Origin of the sequence: Kitasatospora sp. NPDC127060 (assembly GCF_042724935.1) — a bacterium.
Lineage (GTDB): Bacteria > Actinomycetota > Actinomycetes > Streptomycetales > Streptomycetaceae > Kitasatospora.
This window is the reverse complement of record NZ_JBHXEG010000002.1, coordinates 80,970-94,277: the sequence shown is the minus strand read 5'-3', so window position 1 is coordinate 94,277 and position 13,308 is coordinate 80,970. Positions and strand designations below refer to the sequence as shown.

Below are 13,308 nucleotides of genomic sequence, written 5' to 3'. Positions count from 1 at the left end.
ACCACCGGATGGGAACCATGACGATCTGGCCGCAGCCGCGCAGCTCCCGGACCGTCCGAGCCGGCCGGGCCGACGGCAGGGTACTGCGACTGGGCCTGATGGACACCATGCTCGCGGACCTCGCCGTCTCGGTGGTGCTCTGCTTCGACCGGCCGCTGGACGAGGACCGGCTCGCCGCCGGGCTCGCCCTCGCCCTGGACCGGGTGCCGGTGTTCGCCGGACGGCTGCGCACCGACGGCGGCGCCCTGCGGGCGGTCTGCGACGACTCCGGCGTACCGCTGGAGGCCTGCACCGTGGACGGCACTCTCGCCGAGGCGATGGGCCGGGTGCCGGCAGCCGGCTCCGGACTGGTCGACCCGGTGGACGCGGTGGCCGCACGCACCGGCGACGCCCCGCTGCTCGCCGTACGGATCACCCGCACGGCCGACGGCGGCACGGTGCTCGGCTGCTCCTGGCACCACGCGATCGGGGATCTCCACAGCTTCATGCTGCTGCTGCGGATCTGGTCGGCGGCGGTCGAGGGCGAACCGCTGCCGGAGGCCGAACTCGTCGCCGACCAGGACGCGTTGCTGGACGCGGTGCTGCCGGCCGAGGACTGCGGACGCCCCGGATTCCGGGTGCCGTCGGCGGCTGAGGCGGAGCAGCTGGCCCGCGAGGTGGCGGCCGGCCCGCGCGCCAACCGAACCGTCCAGATCGCCTTCACGGATGCCGAAGTCGCCCGGATGCGCGAGGAGTTCGGCGCGGCCGCCGGGCGCCGGCTGTCCGCCGGGGACGTGCTCTGCGCCCATGTCCTCGCCACTCTGCGGGAGGTGGACGGCGACCAGGCCGAGCGGATGCTCACCGTCCCGGTCAACGCCCGCCGCTGGCTGGGGCTCTCGCCCGCCCTGGTGGGCAACCTGCTGAGCGAGGTGCACGTGCCGCACCGGCCGAAGGACGGACCGGCGGTTCTGGCGGGCCAACTGCGGTCAGCGGTCGAGGAGTTCCCGGCCGCCCACCTCAACCTCCGTGCCAACCTGGACTTCCTGGCCGGGCTGGGCCGTTCCCGGCTGGGCGAGTGCGTGCCGCTGGGATTCGACCCGAAGGAGCGCCGGTTCAGCTTCTCCAACTGGAGCCGCTTCGGCGCCTATCGGCTGAGCTTCGGGGGCGGTCCGCCGGTGTTCTTCAGTCCGGCCGCCAACTACCCGCTGCCCTGGGTCAGTTGGACGATCGAGGGGTACCGCGGCGAGGGCTGGCTGAGCACCGTGGTGCTGCCCGCCCGGCTCGCCGCCCGGCTGCGCGGGGCGGACGGCCGGGCGGTGCTGCACCGGTTCCGGTCGGCGGCCGACCAGCCGCCCGCCTCGGCGGCGGTGCTGCCGAAGGTGCTGTGACAGCACGGCCCGCGCGGGTCCGCTCAGAAGGACCGCTCGATCGCGGTCCACAGCCGCAGCCGGGCCTCCAGCGCCGCCCGTACGGTCTCGGCGCAGGAGTCCCAGACGGCCTGGTCGTCGCCGCACAGGTCGATCAGCATTTGCATCGCCATCGGGGTGTGCTGCTCACCGTCCACCTCGATGTGGCGGGCCAGGTAGTCCTTGAACACGGTGAGCACACCCTCGGGGTCGTCGATGCCGACCACCTGGGTGAACATGTCCGGGATGAGGTCCTCGCGGCCGAAGGCGAAGGCGGCGGCCCGGCAGTGCACCGGCGCGTTCTCCACGATCGACCAGGTGACGGAGGTGAACTCGACAGCGGGCCCTGGCACTCCGGCCGCCTTGAGGGCCTCCGGCACGGACCGGCCGGAGCCCAGCAGGGCCAGGAAGTCCGTCACCGGGCGGGGGTCGGCGCCGGCCTGCCGCATGCCCTCGACGTACAGCTCGAAGTGGCTGGTGAAGCCCTCGCCCAGCTCGTCGCTCTCCTCCACCAGGACGATCTCGTTGATCAGCCGGCGGCTGGCGGTCGGGCCGCTCGGGAGCCACGGCACGTCCACGCAGGTGAGGTCGCGCTGCAGGCTCTTGAGCAGCGACATGAAGTCCCAGACGGCGAAGACGTGGCTGTCCAGGAAGGTGCGGACCCGCTCGATGCTGGTGAGCGAGCGGTACACCGAGTGCTCGACGACCTCGCGGCGCAGCGGGTCGATGGCCTGCTGGAGGCTGGTCAGGCCGGGGTGGGAGCGGTCCCAGTGGTAGCGGTTGGTGGTCATCGGTGCTCCTGTCTCGGGGGTGTTCCGGAGGTCAGTTGGCCTTCATGACGGACCGCAGCGCGTGCCGCAGCTGCTCGCGGCTCGGCTGGACGGCCCGGTCCAGGGCGGGGGCGAAGGGGAGCACCGCGCCGTCCGGGCGGGTGATCCGGCGCGGCGGGGCGAGCAGGCGCATCTCCTCGGCGGCGGTGGCCAGTACCTCGGCGCCGAAGCCGCAGCTGCGGTTGGAGTCGTCCACGACGACCAGCCGGCCGGTGCGCTCCAGCGATTCGGCGAGGGCCGGCCAGTCGAAGGGGTGGACGGTGCGGGGGTCGAGGACCTCCACCGAGAGCTCCGGGGCCAGCTCCTCGGCGACGGCCAGGGCGTCGTGCACCAGGTGCCCGAGGGCGACCACGGTGACATCGGTGCCCGGGCGGTGGATCCGGGCCCGCCCGAGCGGGACGGGCGCCAGCTCCCAGGTGACGGTCTCGCGCACCGGCAGGGCCGCGGCCGGGGCGAACACCACCACCGGGTCCGGATCGCGGATCGCGGAGCGCAACAGTCCGTAGGCGTCGGTCGGGGTGGCGGGTACCACGGTCTTCACCCCGGCATGGGCGAACAGGCTGTACGGGTGGTCGGAGTGCTGCCCGGCCCAGCCGTCCCGGGAGCCCGAGCCGGGCACCAGACAGGTCAGCGGGACGGCCGCCTGGCCGCCGGTCATCAGCGAGAACTTGTGGGCCTGGTTGACGAGTTGCTCGAAGACCAGGAACAGCAGAGAGGGGATCTGGAACTCCAGCACCGGCCGCCGCCCGGCCAGCGCGGCGCCCATCGCCATCGCGGTGAAGGCCTGTTCGGACAGCGGGGTGTCCACGATCCGCCCGGGTCCGAAGCGGTCCAGCAGGCCCAGGGTCGGGCCGGCCATGCCCGCGCCGATGTCCTCGCCGAACACGCAGACCGCCGGGTCCTCGGCGAGTTCGTCGGCCAGCGCCCGGTTGAGCGCCTTGGTGTACGAGAGCCTGGTCACGCCGACACCCCCGCCCGGGGCCGCAGGCCGTCGGCGTACAGGTGGTCCAGGGCGCCGGTCGGGTCCGGGTGGGCCGAGGCGAGCGCGAACTCCTCGGCGGCGGCCAGCTGTTCGGCCACCGAGCGGTCCAGCTCGGCGACCGTCGCGACGGCGAGCGGGGCGGCGGCCCGGGGCAGTGGGTCCCGCTCGCGCCAGGCCGCGACCTCCTCGGGGGTGCGGTAGCGCAGCTTCATCCGGCGCTCCATGGTGTGGTGGCCCTCGTAGCGGTAGGTGCGGCATTCCAGGAAGCCCGGGCCGCCGCCCGAGCGGGCCCGTTCGACGGCGCGCAGGGCGGCGGCGCGCACGGCCTCGGTGTCCATGCCGTCCACCTGCTCGGCGGGGATGCCGAAGGCCGCGGCCCGGCCGGTGGCACTGCCCGCGACGGCGGTGGCGGCGGGCAGGGTGGTGGCGTAGCCGTTGTTCTCGCAGACGAAGACCACCGGCAGCCGCCACATCGCCGCCAGGTTGAACGATTCCAGCAGCACGCCCTGGTTGAGCGCGCCGTCGCCGAAGAAGGCCACCGCCACCGAGTCGTCCGCGGTCCCGGCATGCTGCGCGGCCCAGGCGGCCCAGGCGGCGCCGACCGCGATCGGGGCCCCGGCGCCGACGATGCCGTTGGCGCCGAGGATGCCCAGCGAGAGGTCGGCGGCGTGCATCGAGCCGCCCCGGCCGCCGTTCAACCCGTCGACACGGCCCATGAGTTCGGCGAGCAGTCGGTGCGGGGCGGCGCCCCGGGCGAGGACGTGGCCGTGGCCGCGGTGGGTGCTGGTGAGCCGGTCGGCCGGGCCGAGCGCCGAGCAGACGCCGACCGCGACGGCCTCCTGCCCGATGTACGGGTGGATGCCGCCGGGGATCGCGCCGGACTTCACCAGGCCGAGCGCCAGCTCCTCGAAGCCGCGGATCAGCCGCAGCATCCGGTAGCGCTCGGCCGGGGTGGCCAGGGGCGCGGTGCCGTCGCGGGACGGTGTGGTCACAGCGTCCCCCGCCAGACCGTCGGGCAGTAGTCCGGGTCGGCGTAGTCCGGCCGGTCGTCGGCGGTGCGGCGCACCAGCACGTCGTGGTTGTACACCACCGGGCCGCCGTCCGGGCGTTCGTGCCGGCGGTACTCGTTGGCGCCGTCCTGGAGGTGCAGCGACACGGCCCGGCGGGGGAAGGCCGCCAGGTTGGGGCCGCTGCCGTGGTAGGTGCGGCAGTGGTGGAAGGACATGTGGCCGCGCGGGATCAGCATCGGGACCTTGCGCACCCGCTGCCCGTTGAACGCGGCGTTGGCGTCCAGGATGGCGTCCAGCTCGGAGTTGTCGCGGTCGGCGAAGTGCCGGGTGGAGTCCTCGCCGGAGGGCAGCTCCCGCCAGCGGTGGCTGCCGTCGACCATGGTGATGGTGCCGTTCTCCTCGCGGCAGTCGTGGAACGGGATGAAGGCGGTGAGCATCTCCTCGGAGGACGAGGTCTGCCAGTAGTGCTTGTCGAAGTGCCACGGCACCCGGTTGCTGGGCTCCCCGGGCACCGGCGGCTTGTAGATCAGGGTGGACTGGAAGATCCGGATCTCCTCCGCCCCGGCCAGCAGCGCGGCCACCGCCCCGACCAGCGGCTTGCGCAGGATCGCGCCGATCGCGTCGCTCTCGTGGTGGACGTAGTCGTTGTGCCGCTGGACCGGCCCGTGCGAGGGCTCCCAGGCGGCCAACCGGGGCGGGCGGACGGGCAGTCGGCGGTCCCGGTGGCCCGCGTAGTACAGCTCGGTGGCGGCCTGGAGGGCGTCCAGCTCCTCGTCGCCGAACAGCCGGCGGGAGAGGTACCAGCCGTGCTCGCGGTAGTGCGCCACATCCTCGGGGGTGGGCAGCAGGGCCTGTTCGGCGGCGGTGAGGCGGAACTCGGTGGCGGTGGTCATCGGTGGTGCTTCCCTTCTGGGGCGGTCAGCCGGCGGTGACGGAGGTCTGGCGCTCGACCGCCTCGTACAGCGCCTTGATGTTCGCGGTGCCGAACGTGCCCGCGCCCTGGCGCTCGATCAGCTCCAGGAAGGAGGTGCGCCGGGGGTGGGTCGAGCGGGCGAAGATCTGGAACAGCTGGCCGCCGTGGTCCTGGTCGACCAGGACGTGCAGGTCGCGCAGGGTCTCCACCGGGATGGCCGTGCCGCCGAGCCGCTCGGTGAGGGCGTCGAAGTAGGCGCCCGGGGTGGTGAGGAACTCCACCCCGCGGGAGCGGATCGTTCGGACGGCGGTGGCGATGTCCCGGGTGCTGAAGGCCAGGTGCTGCACCCCGGCGCCGCCGTGGGCGGCCAGGAACTCGTCGATCTGGCCGGGGCGGCGGGCGGTGTCGGGCTCGATCAGGGTGAAGGTGACCAGGCCGGAGGCGTTCTGCACCACGGTGGAGTCCATCGCCTGTTCGCCGACCTCGATGTACTCCTCGAAGATCGCGTGGAAGCCGAGCGCGGCCTCGCAGAACCGTACGGCGTCGGCGAGTTCACCGCCGGGCAGGCAGATCGCGACGTGGTCGAGGGCCTCCAGCAGGCCCGGTTCGGCGGGTTCCGCGGGTTCCGCGGCATCGGTGTCGTGCATCGAGGTGAAGCGCAGGGCGGTGTCGCCGAAGCCGGCGATCAGGCAGGCCTCCCGGTCCAGCACTCGGGCGCCGTGCCGTTCGGCCCGCTCCAGGGCGGCTCGCGGGTCGTCGCAGCCGAGGGCGAGGGCGGCCACGCCGTCCCCGTGCCGGGCGACGTAGGCGGACACCGGGTGGCCGGGGTCGGCGGCGGAGGTCAGCCGCAGCCGGATCGAGCCCTGGCGCAGGTCGATGGTGCGGGTGCCGTCTGCCGAGGTGTTCGGGGGGCCGGTGGTGAAGTCGTAGTCGGCGTGCAGGGCGGCGGCGGTCTTGTCGGCGTCCGCGCAGTGGAACTCGACGCGGGCGATGGTCTGGATGGACAACGGGTTCTCCCCCCGGAGGGATGTCGGGTCGAGCGCGTGGTGGTGCGGTTGGCGCAGTGGCCGGTCACCGGCCGGTCGGCCGGACGGAGGCCGGGCCGAGGATCAGGCTCAGGTTGTGGCCGCCGAAGGCGAAGGCGTTGCTCAGCGCGGCGCGCACCGGGCCGGACCGGGCGGCGCCCCGGACGTGGTCCAGGTCGCAGGCCGGGTCGGGGTCGGTGAGGTTGAGCGTCGGCGGCAGCGTCCCCCTCGCCACCGCCAGGGCCGTCACCGCCGCCTCCAACGCGCCTGCGGCGCCCAGGAGATGGCCGGTGGCGCCCTTGGTGGAGCTGACCGCCGGCCGGTGCCCGCCGAAGACGGCGTGCAGGGCGGCGGTCTCCGCCACGTCACCGAGCCTGGTGCCGGTGCCGTGGGCGTTCACGTAGTCGATGTCGCCCGGGGTGAGCCCCGCGTTGGCGAGGGCGCCGCGCATCGCGTCGGCGGCGCCGGAGCCGTCCGGGCGGGGCATGGTCGGGTGGTGGGCGTCGGTGGAGGCGCCCCAGCCGAGCACGTCGGCGTACCCGGTGGCCCCGCGCGCGGCGGCGTGGGTGGCGCTCTCCAGGACGAGGACGGCGCTGCCCTCGCCGAGTACGAACCCGTTGCGGCGGGCGTCGAAGGGCCGGCTGGACTGTTCCGGGTCATCCCAACCCTGGGCCAGGGCACGGGCGTTGGTGAAGGCGGCGGCGATGGTCGGGTGCAGCGATGACTCGGTGCCGCCGCACACCACCACGTCGGCGTCGCCCGCGCGGATCAGTCGCAGCCCCTCGGCGATCGCCTGGGCTCCGGCCGCGCAGGCCGTCACGACGGCCGAACTGTAGCCGCGGATCCCGTGCTTGATGGCGATCCGGGCGGCGGCCATGTTGGACAGCATGCCCGGCAGCAGGTACGGGCTGACGCCGGGGCGGCCGCGGTCCAGCCGTCGGTGGGACTGCTGCTCGAAGGTCTCCAGGCCGCCGCCCCCGGTGGCCAGCACCACGGCGGTGCGGTACGGGTCCGCGTCCCGGCCGACCTCCAGGGCGGCGTCGGCGAGCGCGTCGTCGGCGGCGGCCAGGGCGAGCAGCACGAACCGGTCCACGCAGCGGGTCTCGGTGGGCGGCAGCACCTCGCGGCCGTCCACCGCGGGGGCGATCCCGGCGGCGGGCAGCCAGCCGTGCGCGGGGTGGCCCTCGGGGACGGCGCGCAGGCCGGAGCGGCCGGCGGCCAGGGCGTCGAACACCTCGGCGGGCTTGCGGCCGAGCGGCGAGACCAGGCCGATGCCGGTGATGACAGCTGCTTCGTGGGCGAACGGGCCTGCCTCGTTGCGCTCGGCAGGGGCGTTCGCCCGGGCGCGCCTCTTGGTGCTGAGCTCGCTCCGCTCGCTCACCGGGCGTTCACCGCCGCCAGGTGGCGCCGACGCAGCAGCACCTTGCGGACCTTGCCGGTCGGGCCGAGCGGGAGGTCGTCCCCGGTGACCGCGAGGACCTTGCAGACGGTCGCTGCGGTGGCCTCGTCGAGGGCGGCGACCACCGCCTTGGCGCGGTCGGCGTCCGGGCCGTCGCCCCGGTCGGCGTCCTCGGTGAGGAGCAGCAGCACGTCGGTGACCACCTGCTCGCCGTCCCGGACCGCGACCACCGTGCAGTCCAGCACGTCCGGGCGGGCGGCCAGCACCCGCTCCTCCGACATCGCGGTGAACAGCCGCTTGCCGTCGCCGAGTTCGAGCGAGTCCACGGCCCGGTCGACGTGGTAGTAGTAGCCCTCCTCGTCCCGGTACATCAGGTCCCCGGTGAGGAAGCGCCCGCGCAGCCGGGTGCGGAAGGTGGTGGCCGAGTCGTTCCAGTAGCCGAGCGCCAGGGTCGGTGAGGAGGTGGCGAGTTCGCCGACCTCGCCGGGGCCGAGCGGCTCGCCGTCCGGGCCGACCACGACGCAGTCGACGAAGGCGTGCGGGCGGCCGACGCAGCGCCCGTAGCGCTCGGTGCCGGGGCCGTGGGTGATGAAGAAGTGGGAGTGGCCCATCTCGGTGGAGCCCAGGCCGTCCACGAACAGCGAGCCGGGCAGTCGGGTGCGGCCCTCGCGGGTGACGCCCGCCCGGCTGCCGGTGGCGATCAGCCGGCGGATGTGCACCTCGTGGGCGCAGTCGCCGGTGTTCCACCAGAGTGCGACGGAGTTCAAGTCCCGTGCGGCGAGGTCGTGGTGGGCGAGGTCGGCCCAGGTGGCGGCGAAGCCGACCACCCCGGTGGGGCGCCAGCGCTCGATCGCGTCCAGCACCCCGGCGCCGGACTGGCTGGAGAGGCAGGCGAGTTCGGTGTGCGAGCTGAGCGCGAGGTTGAGCGCGATCAGGGTCGCGGCGTGCGGGGCGGGCAGGGCGCTGAGCATCCGGTCCTGGCCCTGCGGGCGGGGCAGCCGCAGCCGGTGGCGGATCGCCGCGTACAGGCTGGCGTGGGAGTGGACGACGGCCTTCGGCAGGCCGGTGGTACCGGAGGAGTGGGTGATCGCCACCGGGTCGTCGGACCAGTGCCGGTACGGCTCCGGGGCGGCGGCCGGGTCGCCGGCGCCCAGGGTGGCGATCTCGGGCAGCAGCGGTGCGCCCGGGTCGTGGCCGGCCAGGGCGGCCAGGTGGGCCGGGTCGGCGAGTACCCCGGCCGCGCGGATCCCGGCGATGTAGCGGGCGGCGCGCTCGGCGTCCAGGTTGGGGTTGAGCAGTGCGGGGACGGCGCCGAGCCGGGCCAGGGCGAGGAAGGCGAGCACGTGGTCGGCGGCGTCGCTCGCGTAGACCACGACCGGGTCGCGCGGGGTGATGCCGAGGCCGTGCAGGGCGGCGGCGCGGGCCCGGACGGCGCGGTCCAGCTCGCGCAGGGTGAGCGGCTGCCAGGCGGGGTGGTGGTCCACCGGGGTGTCGAAGGTGAGCAGCGGCTCGTCCAGGTCCTGGCCGAGGGCGATCCGGGCGGTCAGCACGTTGCCGGCGCCCACGTCGGGGTCGTCCGCGAGCTGGGTGCGGAGACTGCGGATGGTCACGGGGGTGGATCCCTCCCTCGGGGCCGGGGCGGCCCGGGCGGCTGATCGGGGTGGCAGGGTGCTCCCGGCGCGCGGACGGCGGCGGGTGGTGGGAGTGACGGAGGGCCGGGCGGTCGCTGGTGTGCCGGGTGCGGCTGCGTCAGACGGCGGGCCTCGCTGTTGGCTACGGGCGGCGGTGCCGCCCGGGTTCAGCCGCCCGGGTTCAGTGGCCCGGATCGGGCCGCGCGGGTTCAGCGGCCCGGGTCGAGCCGCCTGGGTTCATCGGCGGGGCGGGTTCATCGGCCGGGTGGGTGAGCAGGACGGCCACCGCGTGGTCGCCGTCGGCGCTCTGCTCGGCGGCGATGGCCAGCACCCGGTCGGCGTCGCCGTCGGCGAGCAGCAGCCCGGCCAGCTCGTACGCGTCATCGGGGACGGTGCCGGGTTCGGCCTCGGCCGCGCTGATCGCCACCACGGGGCCGGTCAGGCCCCAGCGGGCGGCGATGTGCCCGAGGACGGCGTTGGGGTTGGACTGGAAGAACAGCAGGGGGGCCGGGCGACGCCCGGGCTCGGCGCTGCGGTCGATGGCCCGCGCGGTGGCGCGGTCGCCGCTCGCGCTGACGAGCAGCAGGGCGGTCCGCCCGGGGGCGGGCGGCGGGCCGTGGTGGGCGCGCAGGCACTGGTCGGCGGTGTCGGCGATCAGGGGTCCCAGGCCGGTGGCGGCGAAGCCGGGCAGCGGCGGCGGGGGTCCGTGGAGGTCCGGGCCGGGGCGGCGGGCCTCGGCGAGGACGCGGAGCGGGGTGGTGGCAGGGGAGGTCATGGTGTGGGTGGCGGGGTCAGGCGGCGGCCAGTAGCAGGGCGGCGTTGGCGCCGCCGAAGGCGGAGTTGAGGCTGAGCGCGTAGCGGGGCCGGGCGGTGTGCGGGCCGTCCAGGACGAGGTCCAGGCGGACGGCCGGGTCGGGGCCGAGCCAGCCGGCGTTGACCGGGACCAGTCCGGTGTCCAACGCGCCTATGGTGACGGCGAGTTCGAGCAGCGCGGAGGCCTCCAGGGCGTGGCCGTGCACGGACTTGCTGGAGCTGACCGGGAGTTCGGCGGTGTGCGGGCCGAACACCCGGTGCAGGGCGGTGGCTTCGGCCTGGTCGGCGAGGTCGGAGCCGGTGCCGTTGGCGTTGACGTAGCCGACCTCGGCGGGGGCGGCGCCGGCCCGGTTCAGCGCGGCCTCGATCGCCCGGGCCACGCCGGTGCCCTCCGGTTCCGGGCGGCAGACGTGGTGGGCGTCCCCGGTCCGGCCCCAGCCGGCCAGTCGGGCGAGTGCGGGGGCGCCGCGCCGTTCGGCGGCCGGGGCGGCCTCGACCAGGACGGCCGCGGTCGCGTCGCCGAGCAGGGTGCCGGTGCGTCCGGCGCTGAACGGGCGCAGTTCGCCGTCCCGGGCCAGGGCGCGTCCGGCGTCGAAGACGGCGAACACCCCGGGTTCGACCAGGTGGCCGGCCGCGACCAGGACGCGCTGGTGCCGTCCGGCGGCGACCAGCGCGGCGGCGTCGGCGACGGCCGTCGCGGCCGCCACACAGGCGCCGGTGTACACCCGGGTGACGCCCGGTGCGCCCCAGTGGGCGCGCACCCCGGCGGCCACCGCGTCGGCGGTGGCGCGGGTGCGCTCGTCGCTGTGCAGGGCGAGCAGGACGGGCATCGCGGTGCCCTCGGCGGCGGTCAGTCCGGCCTGGCGGCAGGCCTGGCCGACGGCGTCGAGCACGGCCCGGGCGAGCGGGAAGGTACTGGCCAGCGGGACGTCCTCGGGCAGCAGGGCGGCCCGGGTGGTGCGGCGTCCGCTGACGTCGAAGCGGGTCACCTCGCCGAACGCGGTCTTGCCGTGGGCGGCGGCCTCGGTCAGCGCGGCGAGTCCGCGTCCGGCGGCGCTGAGCACGCCGACGCCGGTGACGACCGCCGGTACGGCACGCCGGGCGCCGTCAGTGGTGCCGGCGGCGGCGGCAGCGGTAGCAGCGGCGGTCGGTCCGGGGCCGGTCACGGTCGGGCCCCGGCGCGTTCGGCCAGCACCGCCGAGCGCAGCAGCTCGGTGGCGTCGTCGACGGTCCGCACCGCGCCGAAGTGCTCGTCGTCGAGGTCCAGTCGGATGCGGTAGCGCTGCTCGAACTCGGCTATCAGCCAAGTGAGTTCGAGTGATCCGAGGTCCTCGGGCACGGTGTCGGCGGCGCGCTGCCCGAACGCCGCCAGCATGGTCAGGACCTCGGCCCGGTCGGGGAGGGCGCCGGGGTGCGGAGCCGGGGGGAGGGCGGAGCCGGTCATGCCGCGCTGCCGGTGGCGGCGGGGAGGGCGTCGATCCGCTTGACGACGTCGGCGGTGAACTCGTCCAGCGTCATCATCGCGGTGGTCTCCATCTCGTCCAGGTCGAACTTGATCCCGAACTCGTCCTCGACCTGCACCGAGAGCTCGGCCAGCGCGAGCGATTCGAGGTCCAGTCCGGCCGGGCCGAGGTCGGTGTCCCCGGTGACCTCGGAGACGTCGTACTGCATCTCGGTGAGGGCGGCCAGAACGAACGCGCGGATGCGGTCCTGCATGGTGGTGGGCTCCTTGTCGGGGTTGTCCGGCGGGCGGGGTCGTCCGGCGGGTGGTGCGGGCGGTCAGCGCACGGCGGCCGCGGCGGTGTCGCGCAGGGCGGCCGGGTCGCGCAGCAGCTTTCCGGTGGCGGTGCGGGGGAGGGCGGGCAGCACGGCCAGTCGGCGCGGCCGCTTGTAGGCGGCGAGCCGGCGGGCGAGCCCGTCCTGGACGAGGGCCGGGTCGGCGCCGGCTTCGAGGGCCAGGTAGGCCTCGACCGCCTCGCCGTCGAAGACCACGACGGCCTCGCGGACCTCGGGCAGTGCGCTGAGGGTCTGCTCGACCTCGGTGAGGTCGACCTTCAGCCCGCCGATCGAGACCTGCGAGTCGAGCCGGCCGAGCACGGTGACCAGGCCGGTCGCCCCGTCCAGCGCGGCGGCGTCCCGGGTGTGCAGCCAGCCGTCCGCCCAGCGCGCGGGATCGTCCAGTCCCGGGTACGGCGAGGCCGCCGCGCCGAGCTGCAACTCGCCCGCGACCAGCCGCATCTCCATGCCGTGGACGGGACGCTTGGCCGGGTGCAGCGTACCGTCGAGGTCGGTGGCGATGACCCCGGTCTCGGTCATCCCGTACATGGTGCCGAGCGGGACGCCGTACCGCTGGGTGAACAGTGCGGGCAGTCCCGGGCGGACGAGTTCGCCCGCCACGATCATCCGCCGCAGCTGCGGCAGTGGAGGGGGAGCGACCGTCCCCGCCAGGAGTTCGGCGTGGAAGGGCACTCCGATGACGGTGGTCGGCCGCTGGTCCGCGGCGACCGCGGCGAGGATCCCGGTGGCCGTCATCCGTTCCGGCACGGTGAGCGCGGCCCGGGCGTGCAGGCCGTTGAGAAGCCCGCCGACCAGTCCGAGCACATGTACCACCGAGGACAGCAGCACCACCCGCTCGCCCCCACCGGGGAACTCCACCAGCCTGCGGTAGCAGTCGAGTTCGCGCAGCAGGTCGGAGGCGGTGCGGGCGATGACCTTGGCCGGTCCGGTGGACCCGGAGCTGAGCTGGACCAGTGCGTGCCCGGTGCGGGCCGGGAGCCCGTCCGCCAGCGGGACGGCCACCGGCTCGACCTCGGAGAAGCCGCGCAGCGCCGCGGCGGGCCGGTGAGCGGAGCCTACCAGCACCTGCGGGGTGAGCCGGGCCAGCGCCGCGTCCACCTCGTGGTCGGTCAACCGGTGGTCGAGCAGCGTGACTTGGGCGCCGAGCCGCCAGCAGGCCAGCAGCACGGCGACGAACGCCACCGAGGGCGGCAGCCGCAGCGCGGCGGTGCCGCCCGGGCCGAGCCCGGCGGCGGCCAGCCGTTCGGACTGCTCGTCGACCAGGGCGCGCAGGGCGTCCCGGTCGAGCGGAGCGCCGAGGTGCAGGCACTCCTCGCGGCCCGGGCCGGCCAGCAGCGACCGCTCGACCCAGTCCGGCGGGGCGTCGGCGTGCGGCGGTGCGGAAAGCGGAAGTGAAAAGGAGGAAAAGCCGGTCAACACGGCTCCACAGCGGGTGAGGGGATTTGACATGGACGCAATGGGCGTCGTTCTCAACCAATACGGTCAATTCCGTTGCCAGACCATGGCACAGACGTTTGGTCAAA

The 13,308-nt window shown here is 75.0% G+C and carries 13 protein-coding genes; 1 reads left to right on the top strand and 12 read right to left on the bottom strand.

What is annotated here, in order from left to right; translation table 11 throughout:
• Positions 1–17 precede the first annotated feature (17 nt).
• Complete coding sequence (locus ACFWIS_RS02375) at positions 18–1,367, top strand: acyltransferase (protein WP_380452264.1); 1,350 nt, start codon at positions 18–20, stop codon at positions 1,365–1,367.
• A gap of 23 nt (positions 1,368–1,390) precedes the next feature.
• Here ACFWIS_RS02375 and ACFWIS_RS02370 read toward each other — a convergent pair whose 3' ends face one another.
• The 12 genes from ACFWIS_RS02370 to ACFWIS_RS02315 all read right to left on the bottom strand — a co-directional run bounded on the left by ACFWIS_RS02370 (position 1,391) and on the right by ACFWIS_RS02315 (position 13,204).
• Complete coding sequence (locus ACFWIS_RS02370; protein WP_380452266.1) at positions 1,391–2,176, bottom strand: DUF3050 domain-containing protein; 786 nt, start codon at positions 2,174–2,176, stop codon at positions 1,391–1,393.
• 31 nt (positions 2,177–2,207) lie between these two features.
• Positions 2,208–3,176 carry an alpha-ketoacid dehydrogenase subunit beta gene (locus ACFWIS_RS02365; protein WP_380452267.1) on the bottom strand — a complete coding sequence of 323 codons (969 nt, stop codon included), beginning with the start codon at positions 3,174–3,176 and terminating at the stop codon, positions 2,208–2,210.
• Positions 3,173–4,189, bottom strand: a complete 1,017-nt coding sequence (locus tag ACFWIS_RS02360) for a thiamine pyrophosphate-dependent dehydrogenase E1 component subunit alpha (RefSeq protein ID WP_380452269.1) — start codon at positions 4,187–4,189, stop codon at positions 3,173–3,175. The genes ACFWIS_RS02365 and ACFWIS_RS02360 overlap by 4 nt, the downstream gene beginning before the upstream one ends.
• Positions 4,186–5,100, bottom strand: a complete 915-nt coding sequence (locus ACFWIS_RS02355; RefSeq protein WP_380452271.1) for a phytanoyl-CoA dioxygenase family protein — start codon at positions 5,098–5,100, stop codon at positions 4,186–4,188. Before ACFWIS_RS02355 ends, ACFWIS_RS02360 begins: the two co-directional genes overlap by 4 nt.
• 25 nt (positions 5,101–5,125) lie before the next feature.
• Complete coding sequence (gene hppD / locus ACFWIS_RS02350) at positions 5,126–6,127, bottom strand: 4-hydroxyphenylpyruvate dioxygenase (RefSeq protein ID WP_380452273.1); 1,002 nt, start codon at positions 6,125–6,127, stop codon at positions 5,126–5,128.
• 64 nt (positions 6,128–6,191) lie between these two features.
• Positions 6,192–7,526, bottom strand: a complete 1,335-nt coding sequence (locus ACFWIS_RS02345; RefSeq protein ID WP_380452276.1) for a beta-ketoacyl-[acyl-carrier-protein] synthase family protein — start codon at positions 7,524–7,526, stop codon at positions 6,192–6,194.
• Positions 7,523–9,154: a class I adenylate-forming enzyme family protein gene (locus ACFWIS_RS02340; RefSeq protein ID WP_380452279.1), complete on the bottom strand. Its 1,632-nt coding sequence runs from the start codon at positions 9,152–9,154 to the stop codon at positions 7,523–7,525. Before ACFWIS_RS02340 ends, ACFWIS_RS02345 begins: the two co-directional genes overlap by 4 nt.
• Positions 9,155–9,356: 202 nt before the next feature.
• Entirely contained in the window at positions 9,357–9,950 is a 594-nt protein-coding gene (locus ACFWIS_RS02335) for a beta-ketoacyl synthase N-terminal-like domain-containing protein (RefSeq protein WP_380452281.1), read from the bottom strand.
• Between the two features lie 16 nt (positions 9,951–9,966).
• Positions 9,967–11,154 (bottom strand): beta-ketoacyl synthase N-terminal-like domain-containing protein, encoded by a 1,188-nt coding sequence (locus ACFWIS_RS02330; RefSeq protein ID WP_380452284.1) that lies wholly within the window; start codon positions 11,152–11,154, stop codon positions 9,967–9,969.
• Positions 11,151–11,432, bottom strand: a complete 282-nt coding sequence (locus ACFWIS_RS02325) for an acyl carrier protein (RefSeq protein ID WP_380452286.1) — start codon at positions 11,430–11,432, stop codon at positions 11,151–11,153. The genes ACFWIS_RS02330 and ACFWIS_RS02325 overlap by 4 nt, the downstream gene beginning before the upstream one ends.
• Positions 11,429–11,704 carry an acyl carrier protein gene (locus tag ACFWIS_RS02320; protein WP_360243150.1) on the bottom strand — a complete coding sequence of 92 codons (276 nt, stop codon included), beginning with the start codon at positions 11,702–11,704 and terminating at the stop codon, positions 11,429–11,431. The genes ACFWIS_RS02325 and ACFWIS_RS02320 overlap by 4 nt, the downstream gene beginning before the upstream one ends.
• A gap of 63 nt (positions 11,705–11,767) precedes the next feature.
• Positions 11,768–13,204, bottom strand: coding sequence for a class I adenylate-forming enzyme family protein (locus ACFWIS_RS02315; RefSeq protein ID WP_380452288.1), 1,437 nt, complete (start codon positions 13,202–13,204; stop codon positions 11,768–11,770).
• Positions 13,205–13,308 lie beyond the last annotated feature (104 nt).

Bases quoted from the DNA above. Each gene is read 5' to 3' on its own strand.
- ACFWIS_RS02375 (WP_380452264.1), top strand. From the start codon at position 18: ATGACGATCTGGCCGCAGCCGCGCAGCTCCCGGACCGTCCGAGCCGGC.
- ACFWIS_RS02370 (WP_380452266.1), bottom strand. From the start codon at position 2,176: ATGACCACCAACCGCTACCACTGGGACCGCTCCCACCCCGGCCTGACC.
- ACFWIS_RS02355 (WP_380452271.1), bottom strand. From the start codon at position 5,100: ATGACCACCGCCACCGAGTTCCGCCTCACCGCCGCCGAACAGGCCCTG.
- ACFWIS_RS02335 (WP_380452281.1), bottom strand. From the start codon at position 9,950: ATGACCTCCCCTGCCACCACCCCGCTCCGCGTCCTCGCCGAGGCCCGC.
- ACFWIS_RS02325 (WP_380452286.1), bottom strand. From the start codon at position 11,432: ATGACCGGCTCCGCCCTCCCCCCGGCTCCGCACCCCGGCGCCCTCCCC.
- ACFWIS_RS02320 (WP_360243150.1), bottom strand. From the start codon at position 11,704: ATGCAGGACCGCATCCGCGCGTTCGTTCTGGCCGCCCTCACCGAGATG.